At 58.8% G+C, this 25557-nt stretch carries 24 protein-coding genes; 10 read left to right on the forward strand and 14 right to left on the reverse strand.

The features are described 5' to 3' along the window. Positions 1-3 precede the first annotated feature (3 nt). The 5 genes from paaZ to U5K31_01970 form a co-directional block, all read right to left on the reverse strand. A complete protein-coding gene (gene paaZ, locus U5K31_01950; protein ID MDZ7771490.1) occupies positions 4-2055 on the reverse strand; it encodes a phenylacetic acid degradation bifunctional protein PaaZ in 2052 nt (683 codons plus the stop codon). Positions 2056-2077: 22 nt separating this feature from the next. Then, complete coding sequence (locus U5K31_01955; protein MDZ7771491.1) at positions 2078-2674, reverse strand: transferase hexapeptide repeat family protein; 597 nt, start codon at positions 2672-2674, stop codon at positions 2078-2080. Between the two features lie 42 nt (positions 2675-2716). Further along, on the reverse strand, positions 2717-3919 hold the full coding sequence (gene pcaF, locus U5K31_01960; GenBank protein MDZ7771492.1) for a 3-oxoadipyl-CoA thiolase: 1203 nt from the start codon (positions 3917-3919) through the stop codon (positions 2717-2719). A 72-nt stretch (positions 3920-3991) separates the two neighbouring features. Next, a complete protein-coding gene (gene paaI / locus U5K31_01965) occupies positions 3992-4417 on the reverse strand; it encodes a hydroxyphenylacetyl-CoA thioesterase PaaI (GenBank protein ID MDZ7771493.1) in 426 nt (141 codons plus the stop codon). Between the two features lie 35 nt (positions 4418-4452). Beyond that, positions 4453-5619, reverse strand: coding sequence for a 3-hydroxyacyl-CoA dehydrogenase NAD-binding domain-containing protein (locus U5K31_01970; protein MDZ7771494.1), 1167 nt, complete (start codon positions 5617-5619; stop codon positions 4453-4455). Positions 5620-5772: 153 nt separating this feature from the next. Between U5K31_01970 and U5K31_01975 the strand changes: the two genes are divergently transcribed. Continuing rightward, positions 5773-6012, forward strand: coding sequence for a hypothetical protein (locus U5K31_01975; protein ID MDZ7771495.1), 240 nt, complete (start codon positions 5773-5775; stop codon positions 6010-6012). Between the two features lie 8 nt (positions 6013-6020). Then, complete coding sequence (locus tag U5K31_01980) at positions 6021-6425, forward strand: type II toxin-antitoxin system VapC family toxin (GenBank protein ID MDZ7771496.1); 405 nt, start codon at positions 6021-6023, stop codon at positions 6423-6425. Between the two features lie 4 nt (positions 6426-6429). Here U5K31_01980 and U5K31_01985 read toward each other — a convergent pair whose 3' ends face one another. Both U5K31_01985 and paaD read right to left on the reverse strand, forming a co-directional pair. Next, the gene (locus U5K31_01985) at positions 6430-7221 is read right to left on the reverse strand and encodes an enoyl-CoA hydratase-related protein (GenBank protein ID MDZ7771497.1); all 792 of its coding nucleotides are present in this window, start codon (positions 7219-7221) and stop codon (positions 6430-6432) included. A 99-nt stretch (positions 7222-7320) separates the two neighbouring features. Continuing rightward, the gene (paaD, locus tag U5K31_01990) at positions 7321-7830 is read right to left on the reverse strand and encodes a 1,2-phenylacetyl-CoA epoxidase subunit PaaD (protein ID MDZ7771498.1); all 510 of its coding nucleotides are present in this window, start codon (positions 7828-7830) and stop codon (positions 7321-7323) included. A 209-nt stretch (positions 7831-8039) separates the two neighbouring features. Here paaD and U5K31_01995 point away from each other — a divergent pair, with 209 nt between their 5' ends. Continuing rightward, positions 8040-8534, forward strand: coding sequence for a hypothetical protein (locus U5K31_01995; protein MDZ7771499.1), 495 nt, complete (start codon positions 8040-8042; stop codon positions 8532-8534). Here the strand turns inward: U5K31_01995 and U5K31_02000 are convergent. From U5K31_02000 to paaA, 4 genes are all read right to left on the reverse strand, one after another. Beyond that, positions 8529-9161 carry an NYN domain-containing protein gene (locus tag U5K31_02000; protein MDZ7771500.1) on the reverse strand — a complete coding sequence of 211 codons (633 nt, stop codon included), beginning with the start codon at positions 9159-9161 and terminating at the stop codon, positions 8529-8531. The two genes, U5K31_01995 and U5K31_02000, sit on opposite strands and share 6 nt — an antisense overlap. A gap of 210 nt (positions 9162-9371) precedes the next feature. Further along, the gene (gene paaC / locus U5K31_02005) at positions 9372-10154 is read right to left on the reverse strand and encodes a 1,2-phenylacetyl-CoA epoxidase subunit PaaC (protein MDZ7771501.1); all 783 of its coding nucleotides are present in this window, start codon (positions 10152-10154) and stop codon (positions 9372-9374) included. After that, complete coding sequence (gene paaB / locus U5K31_02010) at positions 10151-10465, reverse strand: 1,2-phenylacetyl-CoA epoxidase subunit PaaB (protein MDZ7771502.1); 315 nt, start codon at positions 10463-10465, stop codon at positions 10151-10153. The genes paaC and paaB overlap by 4 nt, the downstream gene beginning before the upstream one ends. After that, complete coding sequence (paaA, locus tag U5K31_02015; protein MDZ7771503.1) at positions 10462-11406, reverse strand: 1,2-phenylacetyl-CoA epoxidase subunit PaaA; 945 nt, start codon at positions 11404-11406, stop codon at positions 10462-10464. Before paaA ends, paaB begins: the two co-directional genes overlap by 4 nt. A 192-nt stretch (positions 11407-11598) precedes the next feature. Between paaA and hppD the strand changes: the two genes are divergently transcribed. Together hppD and U5K31_02025 are read left to right on the forward strand one after the other, a co-directional pair. Continuing rightward, entirely contained in the window at positions 11599-12744 is a 1146-nt protein-coding gene (gene hppD / locus U5K31_02020; GenBank protein MDZ7771504.1) for a 4-hydroxyphenylpyruvate dioxygenase, read from the forward strand. A gap of 15 nt (positions 12745-12759) precedes the next feature. Further along, entirely contained in the window at positions 12760-13914 is a 1155-nt protein-coding gene (locus U5K31_02025; protein MDZ7771505.1) for a homogentisate 1,2-dioxygenase, read from the forward strand. Positions 13915-13920: 6 nt separating this feature from the next. Here the strand turns inward: U5K31_02025 and U5K31_02030 are convergent, their stop codons facing one another. Continuing rightward, on the reverse strand, positions 13921-14730 hold the full coding sequence (locus tag U5K31_02030) for a protein-L-isoaspartate(D-aspartate) O-methyltransferase (GenBank protein ID MDZ7771506.1): 810 nt from the start codon (positions 14728-14730) through the stop codon (positions 13921-13923). Positions 14731-14841: 111 nt separating this feature from the next. Between U5K31_02030 and U5K31_02035 the strand changes: the two genes are divergently transcribed. Further along, entirely contained in the window at positions 14842-16503 is a 1662-nt protein-coding gene (locus U5K31_02035; GenBank protein MDZ7771507.1) for a class I adenylate-forming enzyme family protein, read from the forward strand. 147 nt (positions 16504-16650) lie between these two features. Further along, positions 16651-17373 carry a hypothetical protein gene (locus U5K31_02040; GenBank protein ID MDZ7771508.1) on the forward strand — a complete coding sequence of 241 codons (723 nt, stop codon included), beginning with the start codon at positions 16651-16653 and terminating at the stop codon, positions 17371-17373. Between the two features lie 46 nt (positions 17374-17419). Here U5K31_02040 and U5K31_02045 read toward each other — a convergent pair whose 3' ends face one another. Next, positions 17420-17863: a hotdog fold thioesterase gene (locus U5K31_02045; protein MDZ7771509.1), complete on the reverse strand. Its 444-nt coding sequence runs from the start codon at positions 17861-17863 to the stop codon at positions 17420-17422. Between the two features lie 222 nt (positions 17864-18085). Between U5K31_02045 and U5K31_02050 the strand changes: the two genes are divergently transcribed. Genes U5K31_02050 through U5K31_02060 form a run of 3 tightly spaced genes read left to right on the forward strand, consistent with a single transcriptional unit; the run spans position 18086 to position 23503 of the window. Beyond that, positions 18086-19882, forward strand: coding sequence for a long-chain fatty acid--CoA ligase (locus U5K31_02050; protein ID MDZ7771510.1), 1797 nt, complete (start codon positions 18086-18088; stop codon positions 19880-19882). A gap of 16 nt (positions 19883-19898) precedes the next feature. Further along, the gene (locus U5K31_02055; GenBank protein ID MDZ7771511.1) at positions 19899-22271 is read left to right on the forward strand and encodes a 3-hydroxyacyl-CoA dehydrogenase/enoyl-CoA hydratase family protein; all 2373 of its coding nucleotides are present in this window, start codon (positions 19899-19901) and stop codon (positions 22269-22271) included. A gap of 44 nt (positions 22272-22315) precedes the next feature. After that, the gene (locus U5K31_02060; GenBank protein MDZ7771512.1) at positions 22316-23503 is read left to right on the forward strand and encodes an acetyl-CoA C-acyltransferase; all 1188 of its coding nucleotides are present in this window, start codon (positions 22316-22318) and stop codon (positions 23501-23503) included. 1579 nt (positions 23504-25082) lie between these two features. Here the strand turns inward: U5K31_02060 and U5K31_02065 are convergent. Next, a complete protein-coding gene (locus U5K31_02065) occupies positions 25083-25382 on the reverse strand; it encodes a hypothetical protein (GenBank protein MDZ7771513.1) in 300 nt (99 codons plus the stop codon). Between the last annotated feature and the right edge of the window lie 175 nt (positions 25383-25557).

The following is a 25557-nucleotide window of genomic DNA, read 5'->3' on the forward strand; positions in this document are numbered from 1 at the left end:
AGCCTACTCCTCTTCGTCGGTGAAAATATCAATATCGAGGGTCTCCCTGCGTTTGACCAGCGTCAGGATGGTGTAATCGGCCACCATTTCCTCCTCCTGGTTGGTGACCTCCACGTCCCAGTAGACCACCCCGAAGGGGTACTTGTCCTGCTCGCGCTTCTGGCGCACCTTCTTGTGCTTGAGGATCAGCTTGGCCTGGATGGTGTCGCCGGGCTTGACCGGCGCCAGGAAACGCAGGTTCTCCAGCCCGTAGTTCAGCAGCACGGGTCCGGGCCTGGGATCCACGAACATGCCGGCCGCCGCCGAGAGCACAAAGTAGCCGTGGGCCACCCGCTCTTCGAAGAGGGAGTCTTTGGCGGCGATCTCGTCGAAATGCGCGTAGAAATGGTCTCCGCTCACCGCGCCGAAGTTCACAATATCGGCCTCGGTGACGGTGCGCCGGTGGGTGGTGAGCGACTCGCCGGTCTCCAGCTCCTCGAAGTATTTCCGGAAGGGGTGTTTGTCAGACTCCCGGGTTTCGGCCCCCTTGATGTACTGTCCGGTGACGTTCATCAGGGTGGTGGGCGAGCCCTGCAGGGCCACCCGCTGCATGTAGTGCAGCACGGCGCGCGAGCCCCCCAGCTCCTCCCCGCCGCCCGCGCGGCCGGGTCCCCCGTGCACCAGCGAGGCGATGGGCGAGCCGTGTCCGGTGGATTCCTCCGCGCTGTCGCGGTTGATCACCATGAAGCGGCCGTGGTAGGGGGCGCATCCCATGGTAACCTCACGGGCCACCTCGTCGTCGGCCGTAAAGAGCGAGCCCACCAGGGAGCCGTCTGCCTTGTTGGCCAGCGCGATGGCCTCCTCCGTGCTTTCGTAGGGCATCACGGTGGTCATGGGACCGAAGGCCTCCAGGGTGTGGATCTGGTCAACCTGCATGGGCTGGTGGCAGAGCAGTACGCGGGAACCGGCGAAGGCGCCTTCATGAGCACCGTTGCCGTAGACCGTATCGGTCACCTCGGTCAGCTTCTGCATCTGCTCCTCGAAGCGCTCGGCCTGGAGAGTGCTGGCCAGGGGACCCATTTTCGTCTCTTTATCGGTCGGGTCGCCTACGGTGGCCTGCTCGAGGCGCTCTTTCAGCGCTTCGACGACTTCCTCCACGCGCCCGGCCGGCACGATGGTGCGGCGGATGGCGGTGCACTTCTGTCCCGTCTTGACGGTCATCTCCTGGGCAACCTCGCGGATAAAGTAATCGAATTCGGGCATATCCGGCGTCACGTCCGGACCCAGGATGGAACAGTTCAGCGAATCGGCCTCCAGGTTGAAGCGCACGCTGTTGGCCACGATGTTGGGATGGGCTTTCAGCTTTTTCCCGGTTTCGGCAGAGCCGGTGAAGGCCACCACGTCCTGCGAGTTGAGGTGGTCGAGCAGGTCGCCCGGCTTGTCCGCCGCGATAAACTGCACGGCGCCCTCCGGCAGGTAGCCCGAGGCCAGGATGTCGCGGAAGACCTCGCAGGCCAGGTAGGATCCGACGGGGGAGGGTTTCACGATCACCGGCATTCCCGCGATAATGGCCGGCGCCATCTTCTCCAGCATGCCCCAGACGGGGAAGTTAAAGGCGTTGATGTGCACGGCCACCCCGCGGCGCGGCACGCAGACGTGCTGCCCGACGAAGGTTCCTTCACGCGAGAGGCGCTCCTGGGAGCCCTCCACGTGCCAGGGCTTGTCCGACAGTTCCCTGCGCGACTTGCTGGAGATGCCGAAGGCCGTCAGGATGCCCCCCTCGATGTCGATCCAGGAGTCGCGGCGCGTGGCCCCGGTGTGGGAGGAGACCTCGTAGTACTTCTCCTTGCGCTCCAGCAGGTACTTGGCCATGAACTTGATGCGGAAGGCGCGGTCGTGGATGGAGAGATTGCGCAGATTGGGTCCCCCGACCCCGCGGGCGTACTCGCACATCCCCTTGTAGTCCAGGTCCGCCTCCACGAGCGTGGCCACCGGATCGCCGGAGACGGCGCTGGCGAGATCCCGCTCGGTTCCCTTGTCTATCCACTGGCCTTGGGCGTAGCTTTGTACCTTCATAACGGATCTGCTAGAATGTGGTTTATTTCTTTCGATTTCCCCAGGTCTCGTAGTCGGCGGACCGATCGGGGCGTTCGTCCGGTTCCTCGCGCAGGGGCTTGCATTCGCGGAGGCTGCCGTGGAGCTGGCCGGGCAGTTTTCGGTAGAGGGCGGTACCATCCGACTTCCAGCGGATCATCTCGTCGCTCACCTCCCTGACAATCTCCGCCGGGTTGCCGACCAGCAGGCTGCGGGATGGAATATCCATGCCTTCCCTCACAAAAGAAAGGGCGCCCACGATCGATTCTGCGCCCAGCGTTACGCGGTCCATGACTACGGCGTTCATGCCCACCAGGCAGTTGCGTCCTATATGCGCCCCGTGTATGACCGCACCGTGTCCTATATGCGCATGCTCTTCCAACACGACGGTCACACCGGGGAACATGTGGATGGTGCAGTTCTCCTGCACGTTGCAGCCGTCGGCAATTTCTATCCTTCCCCAGTCGCCCCGGATGGCGGCGCCGGGGGCGATGTAAACGTCCCGGCCGATGACCACGTCGCCGGTGACGGCAGCCTGCGGATGCACGAAGGCGCTCTCGTGGACCACCGGGCGGTATCCCTCAAATTCATAAATGGCCATGAATGCTCACTTTTGGTTTGGCTTACCGCGCACGGCTTTCGGCTAGCAGGCCTCCAGGACGACGGCCATGCCCTGTCCCACGCCCACGCAGAGTGTGCAGAGCGCGTATTGGCTACCGGTTTCTTTCAGTTCCAGGGAGGCGGTCTGAAGCAGGCGAGCGCCCGACATGCCCAGGGGGTGTCCCAGGGCGATGGCGCCGCCGTTGGGATTCACCCGCTCGTCGTCATCGTTGATGTCCAGCTCCCTTAACACCGCCAAGCTCTGGGCGGCGAAAGCCTCGTTGAGCTCGATCACGTCCATGTCGTCCATCTCCAGCCCGGCGCGGTCGAGAGCTTTTCGGGATGCGCCCACGGGTCCCATACCCATGATGCGCGGCTCCACGCCCACCACAGCGGTGGCCACGATGCGGGTCATGGGCTCCAGCCCGAAGTCCTCCAGGGCCCGCTCGCCGGCCACCAGCATGGCGCAGGAACCGTCGTTCAGTCCGCTGGCGTTGCCTGCGGTCACCGTGCCGCCCTCACGGAAGGCCGGGCTGAGCTTGGACAGGATCTCGGCTGTGGTATTGGGACGCACGAACTCGTCGGTGTCGAAGGTCACGGGATCGCCCTTGCGCTGCGGGATCTCCACCGGCATGATCTCTTTGGCCATGCGGCCGCTCTCAATGGCGGCGCCGGCCTTCTGCTGGGACCACGCCGCGAAGCGGTCGGCGTCTTTGCGGCTGATGCCGAACTGCTCGACGATGTTCTCGGCCGTCTCGCCCATGGCTTCGCTGCCGTACTGCTCGTCCATTGTAGGATTGACAAATCGCCACCCAAATGACGTGTCGTGCATCTCGTTGGTGCCGGACCACGGCGCGGCGCCCTTGCCCAGCACCATGGGTCCGCGGGTCATATGCTCCATGCCGCCGGTGACAAAGAGGCGTCCCTCGCCCGCCTTGATGGCGCGGTAGGCGTGCACGGCGCTGCTCATGCCCGAGGCGCAGAGACGGTTCACCGTCTCCCCGGGCACCGAGGTGGGCAGGCCCGCCAGCAGGGCGGCCATGCGGGCCACGTTGCGGTTGTCCTCTCCGGCCTGGTTGGCGCAGCCGAAGATCACGTCCTCTACCGCCTTGGGATCAACAGATTGGTTGCGCTCCATTAGTTTGCGAATGGTCATGGCGGCCAGGTCATCCGCCCGGATGGGGGAGAGAGCGCCGCGAAATTTGGCGATGGGAGTTCGGATGGCGTCAACGATGTATGCTTCCATAAGTCTACTGACGTTTTAGAGTTCTATGACTACGTTAGACGTCTAGGACGTCTTGTAGTCTCGCGGATTCAATCATCTTGGGAAATGGTGGTCCTGCGTCCGGAAGACGGTGCCCCGGAAGAGGGCCACCTTGCGGTCCTCCTGGTTGGTCACCGTGATTTCGTAGACGGCTATGCGCCGGCCCAGGCTCAGCTCGGTGGCCTCGGCCGTCAGGCGGTCGCCTTCGTTAACCCGGCGCACGTAGGAGATGTTATTCTCCAGGGCCACGGCCACCCGTCCGTAGCTGTTGGAGGCGAAGGCGAGGGCACTGTCGGCCAGCGAAAAGGTGACGCCCCCGTGGGTGACCCCGAAGCCGTTGGTCATGGTTTCGGTAACCGTCATTTCCAGCACCGAGCGCCCGGGGGCTATTTCCGCCACCTCGATCTCCAGCCAGCGGCTGAAGGCGTCGTCGTCCATCATCTTGCGGACGACCTTTTCGGCGAGTTCCTGTGGATCCATAAGGGTGGTGTTTGGCGTCTCCGGCCTGCGGCGGGTCAGCCGTAAAAATTCTCTTCGTTGCGCACCTTGCGTTTGAGCAGGGGATTGGGGCGGTAGCGGTCCTCGCGGTACTCCACCTGCAGGGCGGTGAGGCGGTCGAGCACCTCCTTCAGGCCGATCTCGTCGGCCCACTTCAGCAGGCCCTTGGGATAGTTCACCCCCTTGGTCATGGCCAGGTCCACGTCTGCCACCGTGGCCACGTTCATGAACACCGCGTCGGCCGCCTCGTTGATGAGCATGGCCAGAATGCGGTCGACGATGGCCTGGCCCAGCTTCTCGTTCTTTTCCGGTTCCGGATTGTCGGCGTCCTCTCCGTACTCATAAAAACCCTTGCCTGACTTCTTGCCCAGGTAGCCGGCCTCCACCATGCGTTTCTGCGTGAAGGAGGGCTTGAAGCGGGGATCGTAGAAAAAGGCTTCGAAGACGGTCTCGGTTACCTTGTAGTTCACATCGTGGCCTATGAAGTCCATCAGCTCGAAGGGTCCCATGCGGAAGCCGCCGATCTCCTTCATGGCCCAGTCAATGGTGGGGGCGTCGGCCACGCCCTCCTCCAGCAGGCGCAGCGCCTCCCCGTAAAAGGGGCGGGCTACCCGGTTCACGATAAAGCCGGGAGTGTCTTTGGCGCGGACGGTGGTCTTTTCCCATCCGTCGATGAGCGCGCGGGCCTCCGTGACCGTTTCCTCATCGGTGGAGATGCCCGGTACGATCTCCACCAGCGGCATGAGCGGTGCGGGGTTGAAAAAGTGGATGCCCAGGAATCGATGCGGCTTCTTGAGGGCCGAGGAGATGGCGGCTATCGACAGGGAGGAGGTGTTGGTGGCCAGGATGGCGTCACGGGGGACGATCCCCTCCAGGCGGCGGAAGACATCCTTTTTGACTTCCAGGTCCTCCACCACCGCCTCAATGGCCAACCCGCAGTCGCCAAAGCCGGTCAGGTCTTCCGTAAAGGTGATGCGGTCCATGATGCCGTCCACTTCTTCCTGGCTCATGCGCTCCTTCTCTACCTGCCGCTGCAGGATGCTGCGCAGGGACTCCTCGGAGGACTCCAGCTGCTCGGTGTAGGCGTCGTAGAGCAGCACCCTGTGCCCGAAGGTGGAGGCCACCTGGGCGATGCCCGTTCCCATGGTTCCCGCTCCGACGACGCCGACCGTTCGTTTGCTCATGCCTGTAGGTATTGCGTTGGAAATTCAGCATCTGAAAATAACGATTTCAGATCTAAAGCCAATTAAAGGGCATGTGAACCTGTAACTTTGGCTTTGCCTGTGAGGGATTTTATGGCTATCATTATGATATCACAGAAACCAATTCCTTTGACCATGGCAAAAGACGTGCTGATTCGGAATATTGATGAAGAAATTCTCGAAAAGCTTAAGAAAATCGCAGATACCAACAACCGGTCCCTGCAACAGGAGTTGAAACTCTTGCTTGAACGGCATGCGGGTCCGGATATTGAAGAGGTGCGGCGAATGGCGCGCGAGTCTATTGAAAAGTATAAAGCAGAGGGGCGGAAATTTCCAGACAGCACGAAGGATATTCGTGAGGACCGGGAGCGATGAATGATGTCGTGATCGATGCCTCCGTGGCCTTGAAATGGTTTCTGAAGGAGGAGGGAACGGAGGAAGCGCTTCGCATTCTTGATGAGCTGACCTCATTCATAGCGCCTGACTTGATATTCCGGGAAATGCATGCGGTTCTCACCAAAAGGGTAAGAATGAATTACCTGGATCTCGATGAGGCGATTGCCATAAACGAAACGGATGCGGGCAGACTGCCGTGCAAGCATCCCTTACGTATACGGATTGATGCATTTGCATTCGAACTGGCAAGTACCATACCTATTACGTTGTATGATGCCTGCTATCTGGCGCTTGCCATCGAGTTCGGCACCCTCTTATATACCAGTGATCGTAAATTGGTAAATGGCTTGAAGAATACCCCTTTCGAATCGGTCTCCCGTCTTATACGGTGAGTTCTTACCGCCCCGTGTACTCCGGCTTCCGCTTCTCCAGGAAAGCCTGCACGCCCTCCTTGTAGTCGTGTGTCTCGCCCGCCTCGCTCTGCAGCTCGGCCTCCAGCTCCAGGTGCTCGTCCAGCGTCTGACCGAAGGAGCGGTTGACGGCGCGTTTGTAGAGCCCGAATCCGCGGGTGGGCAGGGAGGCTAGCTTGGCAGAGGTGGCCTTCGCCTCCTCCATCAGCTTGTCCGGCTCTACGGCCCGGTAGGCCAGTCCCATCTCCACGGCCCGGCCGGCGGAGATCTTTTCGTCCAGCATGTAGAGCATGTTGGCGCGCTGCAGGCCCACCAGCCGCGGCAGCAGGAAGGTCCCCCCGCTGTCGGGGATGAGCCCGATCTTGCTGAAGGACTGCACGAAGGAGGCTTCGGAGGAGGCGAATACGATGTCGCAGGCGAAGGCCATGTTGGCGCCCGCCCCGGCCGCCGTGCCGTTCACCGCGCAGACCACGGGCTTTTCCAGGTGGCGGATGCCCCGGATGACCGGGTTGTAGCTCTCCCGGACGGTCTGGGCCAGCTCGTAGTTAGGCTCCTCCTTTTCACGCTCTACCACCTCGGGCAGGTCCTGTCCGGCGCAGAAGGCGCGCCCGCTGCCCGTCAGAAGCATGCAGCGTATGTCATCCTCCTCGGCGGCGCGCTTCAGGGCCTCCTGCAGCTCGGCCGACATAGGTGCGATAAAGGCGTTTAACTTGTCGGGGCGGTCCAGCGTGACGGTGAGCACGCCGCCGCTGAGGTCGGTCCGGATGTATTGGGCCATGGCGGGGAAGTTTTGGTTAAATGCGAAGTTGGTTCAGCCTTCAGACTGACTGGAAAATAGTTGCTGGGCGGGAGGGGTACAAAGGGAAGGAGGCCGCTGTCAGATGCACTTGAAGTGCTCAAAGGGTTCATCGCAGTCGCGGCAGTAATACTGCGCCTTGCAGGCCGTGGAGCCGAATTCGCTCTGCAGCTCCGTCTCCAGGGAGTCGCAGTAGGGGCAGGGTACCACCTTGGAGTTTTTGAGGCTCTCCAGGAAATCGTCGTCAGGGGATGTCTTGCCCGGCGGGGCGATGCCGTACTCCTTGAGCTTGCGCTGAGCCTCCTCGGTCATCCAGTCGGTGGTCCAGGTCTCCTTGAAATCCTTGACCACCTCGAAATCATCCAGGCCTTCTCCGGCAAGTTTCTTCTGCACTTCCTGCTCGATGGCCACCATGGCGGGGCAGCCGGAGTAGGTGGGGGTGATGCGGATCGTGACGTGGCCGTCCTTGATCTCAACGCCCCGGGCGATGCCCATCTCCACAATGTTGAGCACGGGGATCTCGGGATCGTGAACCTCCCGCAGGAAGTCCCATATCTGCTCTCTGGAGTATGTGGCGGTCGTAGCGCTCATGGGTTTGTTTAAACGGATCTTGGGCTGAGATCGTGCCTGTCGGCATGCCGGCCCCGGCCGTTTCGTGCCGCAAAGTCCTTCAGTCCAGCCCGGCAGCCCGTTCAAAATAACAAATACCGGGGAGACCCCTACATGGAAGGTTTCCCGCAGTCTGTTATATTGTTGACGGAGTATAACAGGGGACGCAAACAAAATATGTGAGGGATACCATGATATCTTCCGGCAATTTCTGGCGTACGGTTATTTCAGGTCTCATCGCCACCTTTGTCATGACCATGATCGCCTTTCTGCAGGGCGGGGTGGGGCTGCCTGTAATTGACGTGGGACACTTTCTGACCCAGACCTTCAACCACGTGCACGAGGGCAATCCCTACTCGCTGCTAATGGGTAATACGGCCTACTATGGTTTCGGGATCATTCTGGCGCTGATATGGGTGGCCTTCCTGCAGCAGCGCACGCCCGGCGGTTGGGCCTTGCAGGGCGTGATATACGGGGTGCTCATCTCCCTGCTCTCCGCCCTGGTGGTATCGCCCCTGGTCTCCCTGGCGGGCGGCGACTCCTTCGGCATTCTCTACCTGGACACCTGGGTGCCCGGGCTGGTGCTCCTGGCGGGACTGCTCATGCACCTGGGTTACGGCCTTTCCCTGATGATCTGCCTGAAGGTGGCCGGGGTGGAGGGGGTGGATTCTGAAAGCCGCTCATAACAGAATATCGCAATGTTCCTTCAGTTGCAGTTTGATTCTCTTTTCACCCATGGTGTATAAATAGACGAGTATTCCTTCCCTGCGAGCGAATTTCATGGGTGATATGAAATCGCTGTCACCGGTCACCAGAACTATCTGATCTATTGTTCTATTGCTGGACATCCAAGCAATATCCAATCCAATTTTCATATCCACCGATTTCTGTTTGAAATCAGGTGCAGGAGGTTTGTCGGTTCCGAAGGGGGATAATTTCCAACCGTCAAAAGATAGGTCACCCAGTCTTAAAGCTAACCTGGGAAAGACTCTGAGATCATTGTGAAATTGAGTGACGGCTTTAAATAGGGGCGTATTCGAATAGTTTATCTTCTTTCCGGAAGGATCGGTTACCGTATGTCCATATGGCCTGCAGTCATAATAGAATGTTCGAAATAGAGTGCTTGAGGTGTGGCTGTTGGCTTCATGGATTCTCCGCATCAAATCCTCCAGGAATGGATGCATATCTTTGATGCCAGGAGGAGCTCCTTTGTTCAATACTTTAAAGCGGTGAACGAAAAAACCACCATCTATTAGGACGGCAATCTTACTCTTCATTTTCTCTCTTGATAAAAAAACCGCCGCAACCTGCATGGACAGATCACGGCGGCAATTTTTAATGCCGGCCTACCGGCTATGCGGATTAAATGTTACTAAATCTAGTCAATCCATTCCTATTATCAAAGGTCATGAGGTTTTTTTACTAACAAAATTAATCATATCAAGGTATTAGGGTGCTATAAAGATCGTGAGGCTCGAACCAACCTTCTTCGGAGACTACAGGTCAGGTCCTGCTATATCTCCCTACTCCCAGTCGGCGTCGGGATAGGAGCGGCGCAGGTGCTGCATTTCGGCCAGCAGGGGTCCCAGGTGTTCGGTGTGACGTCCCCGGCGTCCCCCTTCGGCCATGTACTGATCGGGGTCGGGATGTTCCAGGGTGGCCTCCTCCAGCACGCCTGAAACGATTTCCTCCCAGCGCTCCTTCAGCGCCGCGGGTTCTACTGCCAGGTTCTCCCCGGCCAGCAGCTCCTCTACCTCGTCCCCGGCAAAAAGCTCGCCCGTGTAGGTCCACAGCTCGTCGAAGGCCTCCTGCACGCGGCGGTGGCTCTCTTCGGTGCCGTCACCCAGCCGCAGCACCCATTCGCGGCTGTGCCGCAGGTGGTATTTAATCTCCTTGAAATGTTTGTCGGCCATCCCGGCGAACTGCTCGTCCTCCGCCTCCCGCAGCCCGTCATAGAGCAGGTAGCTCCAGGCGCTGAACAGAAACTGCCGCGCCATGGTGAATCCGAAATCTCCCCGAGGCAGCTCCACCATCTTGAGGTTAACGTAGTCCACGTCGTTGCGGAAATAGACGATGTCGTCTTTGCCACGCCCCTCGCCCTCCAGCTCCGCGGCGTACTCGTACAGGTGGGAGGCGTGTCCGATGCAGTCCAGGGCAATATTGGCCAGGGCGATGTCCTCCTCCAGGATGGGACCGTGCCCGCACCACTCCGATAACCGGTGGCCCAGGATCAGCCGGTCGTCCGCCAGCCGCAGCAGGTAGGTGAAGAGGGCTTCTTCCCGCGTCAGGGTTTCGGCAGTGCTCATGATCGTTTCTTTACGGCTCGGGGTACGTTGTAGAACTGCGGGTGGCGGTAGGGCTTGTCGTTGGCCGGGTCGAAGAAGGGGCCCTCGTCCTCCGGGCTTGAGGCGGTAATCTGCTCGGAGGGTACCACCCAGATGTTGACGCCCTCGTTGCGCCGCGCGTAGACGTCCCGCGCATTCTGCAGGGCCATTTCGGCGTCAGGGGCGTGCAGGCTCCCGGCATGCTCGTGCGGCTTGCCGTTGCCGGGCTGGGTAAATACTTCCCAGAGGGGCCATTGGGTGTCTTCGGGGGAGGTTCCGTTGTCTTCGCTCATGATGCTTTCTCCTTGCGCAGGCGCTGTTTTCGGGCGTATTCATCGGCGGCCTCGCGCACCCAGCGGCCGTTTTCGTTGGCCTGGCGGCGCGACTTCATTCGCTCGCGGTTCATGGGGCCGTTGCCGCGGACCACATTCCAGAACTCCTCCCAGTCAATCTCGCCGAACTCCCAGTGGCCGGTCTCCTCGTTGTATTCCAGGTCGGGATCGGGTATTTCAATTTCCACGGCGCGGGCCTCCGCGACGCTCCGGTCCACAAAACTCTGGCGCAGTTCGTCGTTGGTTTTGGACTTCACGCCCCATTTGATCAGTTCCGCGCTGTTGGGGGAGTCGTCGTCGTGGGGACCGAACATCATCAGCGTGGGCCACCACCAGCGGTTCACCGCATCCTGGATCATCTCCTGCTGTTCGGGCGTGCCGCCGGCCATGGTAGCCACCATCTCGTAGCCCTGCTTCTTGTGAAAACTTTCCTCCTTGCAGATGCGGATCATGGCGCGCGAGTAGGGTCCGTAGGAGCTGCGGGCCAGCATGGTCTGGTTGATGATGGCGGCGCCGTCCACCAGCCAGCCGATCACGGCGATGTCAGCCCAGGAGAGGGTGGGGTAGTTGAAAATGCTGGAATACTTGGCCTTGCCGGTGAGCAGCTGGTCCACCATCTCATCACGGCTGATGCCCAGCGTTTCGGTGGCGCTGTAAAGGTAGAGTCCGTGGCCCGCCTCGTCCTGCACCTTGGAGAGCAGCACCAGCTTGCGCTTGAGGGAGGGGGCGCGGGTAATCCAGTTGCCCTCGGGCAGCATGCCTACAATTTCCGAGTGCGCGTGCTGCGACATCATCCGGATCAGCTGCTGCCGGTAGCGGTCCGGCATGGCATCCTTGGGTTCGATTTTTTCGCCGTTGTCGATGCGCTCCTGGAACGCCTCGTTGAGCTTGTCTTGGTCCATGGCTGGGCGGTTGGTTTCAATTCCAGTCTCTTAACATAGAGAGGGCGGGCAAAATTCACAAGTCCGGACCTCGGCACGAGTAAACCCGGGCCTCAACTGCCTTCAGGCCAAATTGGAATTTGAAGCGTTAGGGGCAGGGCGCTATATTGCCAAAAAGAAGGTTTGAATTTACAAATTCGCGAGGGTTTCCCTATGAAAAAAGACGCCAACGAGACCGCCACCCTTGACCGCCCGGTGGAAGAGGAATTTGACGACCACCTGGGGCTGCAGGACGTAGATTACGTGGAGATGTGGGTAGGCAACGCCAAGCAGTCCGCCCATTTCTTCCAGTCGGTCTTCGGTTTCCAGCTCAGCGGGTACAGCGGACTGGAAACGGGGGTGCGGGACCGCGTCTCTTACTACCTCGAGCAGGGCAACATCCGCCTGGTGCTCACAGGGGCGCTCCGCTCCGATTCTCCCATCGCCTCCCACGTGGCGCGCCACGGCGACGGGGTACGCGACATCGCCATGCACGTGGAGGACGTGGACCGCGCCTACCGCGAGTCGGTGAAACGCGGGGCCGAAAGCGTGCAGGAGCCCCACGACATGGAGGACGAACACGGCACCCTCCGACGGGCCGCCATCGGCACCTACGGCGACACCATTCACTCCCTCATCAGCCGGCGGGATTACGACGGCGTCTTCATGCCCGGCTTCAAGGCCAAAGAGCCCCTGTATGACGTAGATCCCTGCGGGGTGCAGTTCGTCGACCACTGCGTGGGCAACGTGCAGCTGGGCAAGATGAACGAATGGGTGGACTTCTACCGCGACGTGATGGGCTTCACCCAGTATATACACTTCGACGACAAGGACATCTCCACGGAGTACTCCGCTCTCATGTCGAAGGTGATGGCAGGAGGACGGGGCATGATCAAGTTTCCCATCAATGAACCCGCCGAGGGCAAGAAAAAATCGCAGATCGAGGAGTACCTCGATTTCTACGAGGGACCCGGCGTGCAGCATATCGCCCTGCTGACCGGCGACATTATCGAGACGGTCTCCGTTCTGAAGGAGCGGGGTCTTGAGTTTCTCTCCATTCCCACCACCTACTACGAGGCTTTGGAGGAACGCGTCGGCAGCATCGAGGAGCCGGTGGACAAACTGGCCGAGCTGGGCATTCTGGTAGACCGCGACGACGAGGGCTACCTGCTGCAGATCTTCACCAAGCCCATCGTCGACCGCCCCACCCTCTTTTTCGAGATTATCCAGCGCAAGGGTGCCCGCGGCTTCGGCAAGGGCAACTTCAAGGCGCTCTTCGAGGCCATCGAGCGTGAGCAGGAATCGCGCGGAAACCTATAAACCACGAGGACACCCATGATTTACCATCAGCTCGGCGACATCCCGCACAAGCGCCACACGCAATTCCGACGCCCCGACGGCGAACTCTACCAGGAGCACCTCTTCGGCGCGGAGGGCTTCCACGGCTCCTCCTCGCTGATGTACCACCACAACCCGCCCACCCGCGTGAGCAAGGTGGAGAAGGGCAGGGAGGTCGGGATCAATAAGTGGGAGGAGGAGATGTTTCGCCACCACCACCTGCGCACCGCCGACGTGGAAGAGGGGGGCGACCCCGTCATGGGACGCAAGGTGCTGCTCTTCAACAACGACATCCAGATCGGCGTGGTGCGTCCCACCGAGCCCATGGACTACTTCTACAAGAACGGAGAGCACGACGAGCTGCTCTTCATCCACGAGGGCGAGGGCCACGTGCAGACCATGTTCGGCCGGCTGGAGTTCGGCTGGGGCGACTATATCTTTATTCCGCGGGGCACCATCTACCAGGTGCACTTCGAGACCGAGACAAACCGCATGCTGACGGTGGACTCCACCGGTCCCATCGAGATTCCCGACCGCTACCTGTCGGACCTGGGTCAGTTCATGGAGAACAGTCCCTTCTGCGAGCGTGATATCCGCCGGCCCGAGGGACCCGTGTTCATTAACGAGGAGGGGGACTTCGAGGTGCGCATCAAAAAGCAGGGGCGCTATACCTCCTACTGGTACGAGCACCACCCCTTCGACGTGGTGGGCTGGGACGGCTACCTCTACCCGTGGATCTTCAATATCCGGGACTTTGAGCCCATTACGGGACGCGTCCACCAGCCCCCGCCCGTGCACCAGACTTTCAAGGGCACCAACTATGTGGTCTGCTCCTTCTGCCCGCGCAAGTTCGACTACCATCCCAAAAGTATTCCGGCTCCCTACGCCCACTCGAATGTGGACTCCGACGAGGTGCTCTACTACGTGGAGGGCGATTTCATGAGCCGCAAGGGCGTGGAGGAGGCCAGCATCACCCACCACCCGGGCGGCATTCCCCACGGGCCGCACCCGGGCAAGTACGAGGGCAGCATCGGCAAGGAGGCCACCGACGAGTACGCTGTGATGATCGACACCTTCAAGCCGCTCTATCTTACCGACGAGGCCAAAAAGCTGGACGACGACAGCTATCCCTACAGCTGGCAGGAGGAGTAGGAGCCATTATCCGTTGCCGTCGCCGCGCACCTTTCCGGTCATGGGCACGAAGCGTACGGGGATGACGCTTTTCTCGTGTATTTCACCCTCTTCGGACTTGGACACCTTGATCAGCATCTGTATGCCGCCCTCCCTGCCCATAGGCATCACCAGGATGCCGCCCGGGCTCAATTGCTCCAGCAGGGGTTGCGGGATCTCGGGCGCCGCGGCGGTGATGATGATCTTGTCGAAGGGCGCGTGCTCCTCCCAGCCGGCGTAGCCGTCGCCGATGCGCGTCTCGATGGTGGTATAGCCCAGCCGGTCGAAGCGCTCGCGCGCCTGCCTCCCCAGCTCTTCCACAATTTCAATGCTGTAGACAAAGGGCGTAATCTCCGAGAGCACCGCGGCCTGGTAGCCGCTTCCGGTGCCGATTTCCAGCACCTTGTCGGATGCCTGCAGCTCCAGAAGCTGGGTCATATACGCCACAATGTAGGGCTGGGAGATGGTCTGGCCTTCTTCGATGGGCAGGGCGGTGTTGCGGTAGGCCAGGGGACGCTGTCCCTCGGCCATGAAAAGATGCCGCGGCACCTGGCGCATGGCCTCCAGCACCGTGGGATCGCTAATGCCCTCTCCTTCGATGCCGGTGCGCACCAGCTGCAGGCGCTCGTCGCTGCGCGCTGAAAAGCGCGGTTTGGTCCACCTCACCGTGTCCTGTCCGGCCACCGCTGTATCGATAACGGTGGAGTCGGCCGCGGCTTGCTGTGCACATACGGGCGCGGCCTGCCCGGCCATGAGCAGCAGGAGGGCGGCCAGTATGGGGGCAAGGATGTTCTTCATGGCTGTCTGTCAAAACACGCCTGCCTGCCCTGCCATTCGCCCCGTTTGCCTTTTCAACAGTGAAAAAGTAACATGGTTTTCAGCACCGAACCTTTCAAATCAAGACATTTTATGGAGCTGCATGAGCTGAAGGAGAAAATCGCCCACGCCCGCAGCCTGGACGAGGAGCTGTCCCCGCTGCCTTTCGACGACATCCCCGGTCTGCTGCAGGCCCGGCGCGACTCCGGCGATCCCTACCTGGTCTATATCGACGAGGAGGACAACCGCACCGAACTCAGCTACGCCGATTTCTGCGGGCTGGTCTTTGACACCGCCCGCTTCCTGCAGGGGAGGGGACTGGAAAAGGGCGACCGCATCGCCACGGTCTCCCACAATCACTGGCATACTGTGGTACATTATTTCGCCGCATGGCTTTTGGGCCTGGTGGTGGTGCCGGTGAATCTGGGTGAAGACAACGATCGCATCGCCTACATCCTGCGCAACGGCAAGGTGGAGCTGGCCTTCATCCGCATCGACTACCGCGACCGGCTCGCGGCCATTCTGCAAAACTACGATGGACTCAAGCACATCGAGACGGTAATCTGCGAGGACACCGTGGAGAACTTCACGCGGTCCGAAGGGGAGGGTGCGGAGCTGCGGCCGGCCGGCGAGCTCGGCGAGTCGGAGGCCCTCATCGTCTTTACCTCCGGCACCACGGGAGCGCCCAAGGGCGTGGTGCTCAGCCAGCGCAACCTGCTGGAGGACGCCCGCTCCATCGCCGGCTGGCACGGCATCGACGAAGGGGCGCGTATGATGTGCGTGCTGCCCATCCATCATGTGAACGGCACGGTGGTGACCATGATCACCCCTTTCTACGCGGGCGGCTCCACCGTGCTCAACCAGCGCTTCCGTGTGAGCCGGTTTTTCCCCATCGCAGAAGAGGAGGGGGTGCACGTTGCCAGCATGGTGCCTACCCTGCTGCAGTATCTCAACAGCTGGTATGAGGAACACGAACGCCCCGAATGTCCCGATTTCCGCCACGTCATCTGCGGAGCGGGTCCCCTCACCGTCAAGGTGGCCCGCACCTTCGAGGAGAGGCTGGACCTGCCCATCATCCACGGCTACGGCCTCTCGGAGACCACCTGCTATTCCTGTTTCGTGCCGGCCGGGCTGCCGGAGGAGGAGCACGCGCGCTGGATGCGCGACTACGGCTACCCCAGCATCGGGGTGCCCGTACCGGCCAACGAAATGGCCATCCACGACGAGGAGGGCAACGCCCTGGGCGAGGAGGAGCGCGGGGAGATTGTGATCCGCGGGGTGAATGTCATGATGGGCTACTACAACAACCGCGAAGCCAACGAGGAGACCTTCCGGCACGGCTGGTTCCGCAGCGGGGACGAGGGCTTCTATGTCCGCGACGATCAGGGCCGCCCCTATTTTTTCATCACGGGCCGCCTGAAGGAGCTTATCATCCGGGGCGGGGTGAACCTGGCGCCCCTGGAGATCGACGAGGTGATCAACCGCGTGCCCGGGGTGGATTCGGGTATTGCCGTGGGCTTCGAGAACGAGTGGTACGGGGAGGAGGTGGGCGCCTACGTGAAGAGGGAGGAGGATTCCGATATCACCGAAGAGGAGGTCATCGCCTTCTGCCGGGAGCGGCTGCCTTTTGCCAAGACCCCCAAGGCGGTGGTATTCGGCGAGCAGATCCCGGTCACCTCCACCGGAAAGTACCAGCGGCGCAAGGTCACCCACCATTTTGAGGCGTGGAAAGAGGTGCAGTTCCGGGAAGAATAGGCATTGCGCCGCCGTTGAACCGGACCTGGACCCGCCGGGCGGCGCCATCCCCGGTAAGGTCATTCTTCGCATACGCTCTTGCGCCCTTGTACGTTTTTAACTAAGCTACAGGAAAGAAAGCCCCACGAGCACATACGGAGGAGAGGCATGAACGGCACCCCTGCACTCAGCCTGGACCTCTTCACGCAGGTCCGGTCCGATTTCGAAAAGCGGCAGTATCGCGTACTGGCCGCCCTCAAGGAGATCGCCGAAGACTACCGGCGCAATCGTATCTATCCGCATCTGGCCCACCTGGCGGAGCTTCATGGCACGCTCGAGGACATCCGCACGCGCCTGGCCGACCTGCGCAGCAAGTTCCCCAAGCGCATCAAGAAGATCGACTTCGTGAACCGCGAGATCGAACATGAGATTGTTTTCGTGGACGGCTCGGACATCGCCAAGGTGGAGGAGCTGATCGCGTGGGCACTGCCCCTGATCAAGGCACGCATCGAAGAGGGCAAGACCATTTACGAGTACGTGGACGAGGAGATCCGCATCAGCGAGGTGGGGATCGTGCCCAGCTATCGCGACGAGGGCTATTTTTTCGTGCCCGATAACGAGGAGGCCAGGCTGGTGCTCTTCCAGTACGAAATCTCCATTTTCCACAGCGCGATGGATCGCTACCGCTCCCTAAAAACCCGTTTCCTGAAGGAGGTGGAGCAGGACCGCGTGCTGCATTCGCCCAATTCCATCAAGCTGGAACTGATCCGCGAGCGGCGCGAGCTGCCCAACCCGGCCACCTACGAATTCCAGACCGACCTGCAGTTTCCATTTCGGGAGACCATCTTTCCGGTGGTCAAGCGCAAGCTGCTCCGCCAGCTCAGCGCCTAGCCGTATGCGTATCCTCAACGCCCGGCATTTGCTGCAGGCCTTGCGGTTATTCCTCGCGCCGTTTTACCACCGCCAGGGTGCAGCGCGCGACGCAGACCAGCCGGTCCTCCCCGTCACGGATCTTGATTTCCCAGACCTGGGTCTGGCGTCCAATATGCAGGGGACGGGCCGTGCCCTCCACCTGCTGCCCACTGCGGGCCGGACGAAGGTGGTTGGCGTTGATCTCCACGCCCACGGCCGACTGGGTCTCCGGGTCAACCTGCAGCCAGGCGCCTACGGAGGCGAGAGTTTCCGCCAGTGCTACGGAGGCACCGCCGTGCAGCAGGCCGAAGGGTTGAACGGTGCGCCCGTCCACGGGCATGACGGCGCGGACTTCGTCTTTGGCGAAGGAGGTGAACCGGATGCCGATGGCCTCCCCCATGGTGTCGCCGGTACGCGCCAGCAGCAGCTTCACCTGCTCGCGAACTTCTTCATCGATATAAATATCCATTACGTCTACAAAGTCTCTTCAAGTCTATAAAGTCTAATAAGTCTATAAAGTCACAAAGTCTGATAAGTTTCAAAGTCAGCAAGTCACGCCATATATGCAACGACCTCCAACTTCAAGACTTTATGACTTATTAGACTTTACGACTTATAAGACTTTGATAAGTTTAACATTCGTTTAAATTAGTAGCAGAGGCGCCATTACCTGCAAATAACCTTCATTGCCATGGGATATGAACCGACGACTCTTACTGATCTGATTGCCGGAGGCATCGAAAACAATGTGGCCGGCGTGCTGGTAGCCACCAAGCGAAACGGGGAGTGGGTGGAGACCTCCCCGGAGGAATTTCGGCGCAAGGTGCGCCACCTGGCCCTGGGGCTCCACGAGCTGGGCGTGGGGCAGGGTGACCGTGTCAGCCTGCATGCGGAGAACTCGGCCGAATGGCTCATATGTGACCAGGCCATCCTCGCCCTGGGAGCTGCCAACGTACCTATCTACACCACACAGCCGGGCGACCAGATCAAGTACATCCTGGAAAATGCCGAGGCCAAGGTGCATATCGTCTCCAACGACGAGCTCTTTGCGGATACCAAGCCCCTCATGAAGAGTATAGGGACGGTGGAGGCGGTCATCTCCATCCAGGAATCCTCCCACCAGAAACTGCTCACCTTCGAGTCGGTGCTCGAGCGAGGGAAGCGGCGCGACCGCGAAGAGCCGGAACTCTATGACGAGATGATTGCCCGCATCAAGCCCGACGACCTGGCCACCCTCATCTACACCTCGGGCACGACGGGCGACCCCAAAGGCGTGATGCTCTCCCACAACAACATCGCCTCCAACCTGCAGGCTTCCATGGAGCGCATCCCCTTCGAGGCCAACCCCAAACCCCATGAGCGCATGCTCTCCTACCTGCCGCTCTCCCACGTCTTCGAGCGGCTTATCTCCTATATGTACCTCTACATGGGCTACCCGGTTTATTACATTGAGGATGTGAACGAGATTCGCGACGACCTGGCCCACGTACAGCCCAAGTTTGTGGCCACCGTGCCGCGGCTGCTGGAGAAGATCCACACCGGCGTCAAGGTGAAGGGACAGGAGTTCAGCGGGATCAAGAAGCAGCTCTACTACTGGGCGCTGAACCGCGCGGAGAACTACGATCCCGAAAATCCGCCCAGCGGACTGGACGGACTCAAGCATAAGCTGGCCGACAAGCTGGTCTACTCTCAGATCCGCGAGATGTTCGGCGAGAACATGCTGGGCTTCATCAGCGGGGGCGCCGCCCTCTCGCCCAGTATCTTCAGCTTTATCAATGCGCTGGGACTTTATTGCGGGCAGGGCTATGGACTGACGGAGTCGTCGCCGGTGATTTCGGTGACCGACGTGGACCACATGCGCATCGGAAGCTCCGGCACGCCCCTCTCCAACGTGGAGGTGAAGATCGCCGACGACGGGGAGATCCTGGCGCGCGGACCCAATATCATGCAGGGTTATTTCCGCAATCCTGAACGCACCGAGGAGACGGTCACCGACGACGGCTGGCTGATGACCGGCGACGTGGGCAAGCTGGAGGACGGATACCTCTATATCACCGACCGCAAGAAGTCGGTTTTCAAGCTCTCCACCGGCAAGTTCATCGCCCCGCAGACCGTGGAGAACAAGCTGGTGAACAGCGGCTTTATCGATCAGTCGGTGGTCATCGGCTATCAGCGTAAGTTCTGCTCGGCCCTTATCGTACCGAATTACGAGAACGTGGCGCGGCGCCTCGGGCAAAGGGGACACGAGCTGCAGCAGCCGCGCTCGAAGGACCCCAAGGTGCGCGAACTCATTCAGCAGGAGGTGGACAAGGTGAACCGCGAGCTCAGTCCCTGGGAAACCGTCAAGAAATTCGTACTGCTGGAGGAGCCGCTCACCATCGAGGACGGGGAGCTTACGCCCACCCTCAAGGTGAAGCGGCCCGTCATCAACGAACGTTATGCCACCGAGATCGATTCCATATACAAAGACGAGCAAGAGGAGGAATAAAAAAAACACGCGCTGCATGCCAGACAAGAGCAATTCCATTCAGAAGGTCGTAGTACTCGGATCGGGAACCATGGGCAGCCAGATTGCCGCCCACTGCGTCAACGCAGGCCTGCAGGTCACCTTATTGGACCTGAAGGAGGAGGGCGACCGGCCCAGCCGCCGCGCCGAGGAGAACATCGAAAAACTCACCGAAAGCAGCCCGGCTCCGCTGGCGCTGCCGGAGCTTGCAAGCCGCATTACCCCGGGCAATTTCGAGGATCATCTTGACGGGGCCCTGGCGGAGGCCGACTGGATCTGCGAGGCCATCATCGAGAAGATGGATGTGAAGCGGCAGATGATGGCGCGCATCCAGAAGCACCGGCGTCCCGGCAGCATCGTCAGTTCCAACACCTCCGGGCTGCCCATTGCGGAGATCGGCTCCGAATGCTCCGACGAGCTGCAGGCGCACTTTCTGGGCACCCATTTTTTCAATCCGCCGCGTTACATGAAGCTCCTGGAGCTCATCCCCACCGGGCAGACCGACCCGGAGGTGACGGCGCGCATGAAGCGCTTCTGCGAACGCACCCTGGGGAAAGGCGTGGTGGTGTGCCGCGATACGCCCAATTTTATCGCCAACCGCATCGGCATCTTCTCCATGGCCAGCGTGATGCCCCGGTTCTTTGACGGGGACTTCCGCGCCGAGGAGATCGACTATCTTCTGGGCACCCTCACCGGCTATTCCAAGGCGGCTATTTTCCGCACGGCCGACATGTCTGGACTGGACGTGATAAGCCACGTCTGCGAGAACCTCTACCCGGCCGTACCGGACGACGAACGACGGGAGGTCTTCAAGCTTCCCGAAGCCTTCGGGCGCATGGTTGAAGAGGGCCATATGGGCAACAAGGCCGGCAAGGGCTTCTACAAAAAAGTACGCACCGACGGCGGCAAGGAGTACCGGGTCGTCGATCCGGACACGCTGGACTACGAATCTCAGACCGATCCGCAATTTAAGGAAGCCGACCAGGCCCGCAAGAAGGCCTCCTCGGCGGCCGAGCGCCTGCGCCTGCTGGTAAGCGAAGAGGGCAGGGTGGGGGATTTCCTCTGGGAGACCCAGGCGGACCAGATGCTCTACGCCGCGCGGCGCATGCCGGAGATCGCCGATTCGCCCGCCGACATCGACCGCGCCATGAAGTGGGGCTTCAACTGGGAGCTGGGTCCCTTCGAAAGGTGGGACGCCATCGGGGTTCGCGAGGCCGCCGAACGCATGGAAAAGGATGGACGCGAGGTGCCCGATAGCATCACCCGCATGCTCGACATCGGACGCGAGACCTTCTACGACCGCAAGGAGGGCACCGTCTGGAACCTGGCCATCGGGGAGGCAGAACCGTTGCAGCCGCCTGCCGAAGGCTCCCTGCGCGTGGCCGACCTTCGACGGGAAGGCCGCGCGGTGTGGGAGGACGAGCACGCCGCACTCTATGACATGGGTGAGGGCATCGCCCTCTTCGAGTTCCGCACGCGCAAGCAGACGCTTGGATTTGGATTGATTCAGGCCCTGCAGAAGGCCTGCGATACGGTGCGGGAAGCTTTTGACGGGCTGGTCATTGGACACGACGGTGACAACTTCACCTACGGGGCCAACCTGATGGAGGCTGCACAGGCCTGGAAGTCGGGCGAGAAGGAGCGCGTCCGCGAGGCGGCCCGGCGCTTCCAGGAGACCGCTGTGGGACTGCGTTACCAACCCTTTCCGGTGGTGGCGGCGCCCTTCGGTCGCACCCTGGGCGGGGGTGTGGAGTTTATCCTTCATGCCGACCGCATCGTGGCCCACCACGAGCTCTACGCGGGCATGGTGGAGGCGGGCGTGGGACTGCTTCCCGCCGGGGGCGGCACCAAGGAGATGCTGCGCCGCACCATGGAGCGGGTTCTTGAGGACGAGCAGACCGACCCGCTGCCCTACATCCGCGAAATTTTCAAAACCCTGGGCATGGCCAAGGTCTCCGACAGCGCCGCCAAAGCGCGCGAGATGGGCTTCCTGCATGATGCCGATACGATGGTTATGAACCGCGACCTTCTGCTGATCCAGGCCCGCGCCGAAGCCCGTCGCCTGGCCGACCGCGGTTACCGTCCCCCGGCCCCGCCGAAGATCCCCGTGCAGGGGCGCAAGGGACTGGCAAGTCTCAAACTGATGCTCTACATGATGCATGAAGGGGGTTGGATCACCGACTATGACCGGGTGGTGGGTGAGAAGATTGCAGAGGTGCTGAGCGGGGGAGACCTGAGCGAACCGCAGGAGGTACCCGAGCAGTACCTGCTCCGCCTGGAGCGGGAGGCCTTCATGGAACTGCTGGAGGATGAACGTACCATGGCCCGCATTGAGCACATGCTGGAAACGGGCAAGCCCCTTCGAAACTAAGACTTTAAGATCTTCTGACTTTCTAGACTTTTAGACTTATTCCCATGAAAGAAGCTGTTATTGTTGCCGCCGCGCGAACGCCCACGGGAAAAGCCAACAAGGGATCGCTGCGTTTTGTGCACCCCGACAGGCTCGGGGCATTGGTAATAAAGTCCCTGCTGCAGCGGGTGCCTTCCCTCCAGCCCGAGGATGTGGACGATGTGCTCCTGGGTTGCGCCTTCCCGGAAGCCTCCCAGGGACTCAACATGGCCCGGCAGTGTGCCTTGTTTGGGGGACTTCCGCCCTCTGTGCCGGCTGCTACCGTAAACCGCTTCTGCTCATCAGGGCTGCAAACCATCGCCCAGGCCGCCGAGCGCATTCAGGCCGGCGCCGCCCATGTAATCATCGCCGGCGGGGTGGAATCCATGTCGAAGGTGCCCATGGGGGGACATGTGGTGGAGCCTGATCCCGATCTGGTGGAAAACTACCCGGAGATCTACATCAGCATGGGTCTTACGGCCGAAAATGTGGCTGAGAAGTACGGGGTGGGCAGGGAGGACCAGGACGCTTTCGCCTACCGCAGTCACCGTCGTGCCATCGAAGCGTGGGACGAGGGCCGTTTTGAGGAACAGATCGTACCGGTGAAGGTAAGCGAAAAAGGCGTCACCGCGGGCGGCGAGACAGAGGAGCACAGCTATACCTTTGATACCGACGAGGGGCCGCGCCGCGATACCTCTCCCGAGATCCTGGCCAAACTGAGCCCGGCCTTCAAGCAGGGTGGGACCGTAACCGCGGGCAACACCTCCCAGATGAACGACGCCGCTGCGGCCGTGGTGGTGATGAGCCGTGAAAAGGCCGAGGAGCTGGAACTGCAGCCCATGGCCCGCTACCGGGGATTTGCCGTGGCGGGCGTGCCCCCCGAGATCATGGGTATCGGTCCGGTGGAGGCTGTTCCGAAGGTATTGAAACAGGCCGGCATGGAGCTGGGCGACATCGACCTGGTCGAACTCAACGAGGCCTTCGCCTCGCAGTCGCTGGCCGTGATTCGCGAGCTGGGCATGGACGAGGATATCGTCAACGTCAACGGCGGTGCCATTGCGATGGGACACCCTCTCGGATGCACAGGCGCCAAGCTTACCACGCAGATTCTCTACGAGATGAAACGCCGCGGATCGGAGCTGGGCATGGTGACCATGTGCGTGGGAGGAGGCATGGGCGCCGCCGGCATCTTCGAAAACCTTGAAGGATTTTAATCTATATCCTACATGTATTCTGAACGTTTTTAATTAATCTCTCTTCCTGCTTAACATTTTGGACCAAAAAGCTATTTTAATTTGCGGTCAAGGCCATAATTCGCACTGTAGGTGCGCGGAGACCGTTAGAGCAGTCGGCAAAATAAATTTTATTTTGGTCATCAATATGTAGGGGAACTAGTCGAATACGATTATTATCATTATAAAATAGTATATCCAAATCATCGAGAGATAATGTCGATAGCAAATCTCCATTAGTTGAAAAAATGTCCAGATAGGTTTCAAATGCCCTGTTATTTACTCTTCTATAGAAATGAAGTAAGTATGTTTCGTTGCCAATAAGTCCTACACTACTGTATACATTTTATACATACTTACCCGCGAACCATTAATAGCTACCAAACCTGGAACGGCATTATCACTAGCTGAGATATTTTGATTTGGATTCAGGAATCGAATCGGCTCATGAAGCCATCTTCCAATGGTAAAAGTAGAGTCATTTGTTGAAGAAATATTTACAGATGCAATTTTTCCTGTGAAACTTCGTGTACAACAGCGATAATTATTGTTCCCATACTTTGTTGACCAGTAAGAAGGTGATGAAGCTAGTGTTAAGTTGGCCGACATGGTAACATCGGGGTGCATGATTGTCTTGATAGGATTGATATATCCACCAAGAATATTACTGAAAGTCGTATCAACTATACTGAGGAGCTTAATTTGATTATTGTCGTAATACTTGTCACTAGTATTGCAAAAAGGCCATTGGTTGACGCATGAATTGATAGTGGTAATGTAGATTCTCCTGTTCTAAACTTTGATTTCGCAGGAAGACTGTATGTCCTGATCTCATCCAGGTTTTGATTATATCTGGTTACTCTGTAACTAAGCCGATCTAGGACAAAAATGTTGTCATTATGATCTATGGTTAAGTGTGTTACATCAAGAACCCTGGACCTCGGCCCCTACGCCCGATTGATGTGATATAATCACCGTTTTGAGAGAAGACTTTAATCGAATTTTGGCTCCCGTCAGAAATATATATACGTAATCTACTATCTGTAGCAATAGCTTTAGGTCCCCCCAACAAATATTCAACTGAATCACTTTGATTTTCCGAATTGTTCCATAATCGAACAATTGAAAGTCTTGAGCACTTGAGACTGTCGGTAAACTAATGACCGTAATAAGAAATAATGTAGATATTTTAATAGTGCATTCATAGCAATTGTTATTGGCATCTCCCTCTTATTTCAATAAGAGGGAGATGCCATTTAAAAATTGTCAAGCAGATATCACTTCCAATTGGTGCATCCGAACCACATGGTGTTCCCCATCCTACACACCCTTGGGGTGTACCATAATATTCTGGATACAGTGTACATTCGGTCATGCCATATGGCTGTCCACCATCATTACATGCTTCTATAGACCCGCAATGCTTGCAATTCAGGGTCAAAAAACAGTCGCACTTACTTCGCTTACCGCGAAGAAGGCCCCACTACCTACAAAAAAACATAAGGCAGCTAATAATCTTATTTCTCAGAATGTGTTGATTTTATTACTTGTTCGTTATGGTTTAATGCGAAGGTAAAGCACCCGCTTTTTTTCTTCCACTCTGCGTTATTTCCCCAGAGGGGAGGAAGATTCTAAAAATCAAATCTCCATTTTTATTAAATAAAATGAGCTCATTTAAAGCTAGCTCAGAATTGAATGTCAAAAATTCATCAATAAACTCATTGTCAGGTGATATGCCAACTACTTTATCAAAAGGAAGGTCTGTAATCTTGGCAAGGTGGTCGGCAACGTATTTCTCTTCGTTGTGTAGTATCCCAATACTGGATATTTCAATTCCTCTAAAACTTTCTCCGTCATCCATCAATTCCAAATAGTCATTAACTTCAGCATAGCAATTGCCACAATTTTTTGTATAAATGAAAAAAACAGCTCGAAAGGATAGTTCAGTGTATTGATAATTCAGGTATTTGTTTTTAAGTGTTTCAAATGTATTAACTTGATAATCTGTGCTGTAATGAATTGTGTTGTCCTGAGCT

The sequence above is a fragment of the Balneolaceae bacterium genome, from assembly GCA_034521445.1.
Taxonomy (GTDB): Bacteria; Bacteroidota; Rhodothermia; order Balneolales; family Balneolaceae; genus JAXHMM01.

Bases quoted from the DNA above. Each gene is read 5' to 3' on its own strand.
- paaZ (MDZ7771490.1), bottom strand. From the start codon at position 2,055: ATGAAGGTACAAAGCTACGCCCAAGGCCAGTGGATAGACAAGGGAACC.
- paaI (MDZ7771493.1), bottom strand. From the start codon at position 4,417: ATGGATCCACAGGAACTCGCCGAAAAGGTCGTCCGCAAGATGATGGAC.
- paaD (MDZ7771498.1), bottom strand. From the start codon at position 7,830: ATGAGCGCTACGACCGCCACATACTCCAGAGAGCAGATATGGGACTTC.
- U5K31_01995 (MDZ7771499.1), top strand. From the start codon at position 8,040: ATGATATCTTCCGGCAATTTCTGGCGTACGGTTATTTCAGGTCTCATC.
- U5K31_02055 (MDZ7771511.1), top strand. From the start codon at position 19,899: ATGCCAGACAAGAGCAATTCCATTCAGAAGGTCGTAGTACTCGGATCG.
- U5K31_01975 (MDZ7771495.1), top strand. From the start codon at position 5,773: ATGGCAAAAGACGTGCTGATTCGGAATATTGATGAAGAAATTCTCGAA.
- U5K31_02045 (MDZ7771509.1), bottom strand. From the start codon at position 17,863: ATGGATATTTATATCGATGAAGAAGTTCGCGAGCAGGTGAAGCTGCTG.
- paaC (MDZ7771501.1), bottom strand. From the start codon at position 10,154: ATGAGCACTGCCGAAACCCTGACGCGGGAAGAAGCCCTCTTCACCTAC.
- U5K31_01985 (MDZ7771497.1), bottom strand. From the start codon at position 7,221: ATGGCCCAATACATCCGGACCGACCTCAGCGGCGGCGTGCTCACCGTC.
- hppD (MDZ7771504.1), top strand. From the start codon at position 11,599: ATGAAAAAAGACGCCAACGAGACCGCCACCCTTGACCGCCCGGTGGAA.
- pcaF (MDZ7771492.1), bottom strand. From the start codon at position 3,919: ATGGAAGCATACATCGTTGACGCCATCCGAACTCCCATCGCCAAATTT.
- U5K31_02000 (MDZ7771500.1), bottom strand. From the start codon at position 9,161: ATGCAGGTTGCGGCGGTTTTTTTATCAAGAGAGAAAATGAAGAGTAAG.
- U5K31_02035 (MDZ7771507.1), top strand. From the start codon at position 14,842: ATGGAGCTGCATGAGCTGAAGGAGAAAATCGCCCACGCCCGCAGCCTG.
- U5K31_02025 (MDZ7771505.1), top strand. From the start codon at position 12,760: ATGATTTACCATCAGCTCGGCGACATCCCGCACAAGCGCCACACGCAA.
- U5K31_02050 (MDZ7771510.1), top strand. From the start codon at position 18,086: ATGGGATATGAACCGACGACTCTTACTGATCTGATTGCCGGAGGCATC.
- U5K31_02065 (MDZ7771513.1), bottom strand. From the start codon at position 25,382: ATGGATGACGGAGAAAGTTTTAGAGGAATTGAAATATCCAGTATTGGG.
- U5K31_02060 (MDZ7771512.1), top strand. From the start codon at position 22,316: ATGAAAGAAGCTGTTATTGTTGCCGCCGCGCGAACGCCCACGGGAAAA.
- paaB (MDZ7771502.1), bottom strand. From the start codon at position 10,465: ATGAGCGAAGACAACGGAACCTCCCCCGAAGACACCCAATGGCCCCTC.
- U5K31_02030 (MDZ7771506.1), bottom strand. From the start codon at position 14,730: ATGAAGAACATCCTTGCCCCCATACTGGCCGCCCTCCTGCTGCTCATG.
- U5K31_01970 (MDZ7771494.1), bottom strand. From the start codon at position 5,619: ATGAGCAAACGAACGGTCGGCGTCGTCGGAGCGGGAACCATGGGAACG.
- paaA (MDZ7771503.1), bottom strand. From the start codon at position 11,406: ATGGACCAAGACAAGCTCAACGAGGCGTTCCAGGAGCGCATCGACAAC.
- U5K31_01955 (MDZ7771491.1), bottom strand. From the start codon at position 2,674: ATGGCCATTTATGAATTTGAGGGATACCGCCCGGTGGTCCACGAGAGC.
- U5K31_02040 (MDZ7771508.1), top strand. From the start codon at position 16,651: ATGAACGGCACCCCTGCACTCAGCCTGGACCTCTTCACGCAGGTCCGG.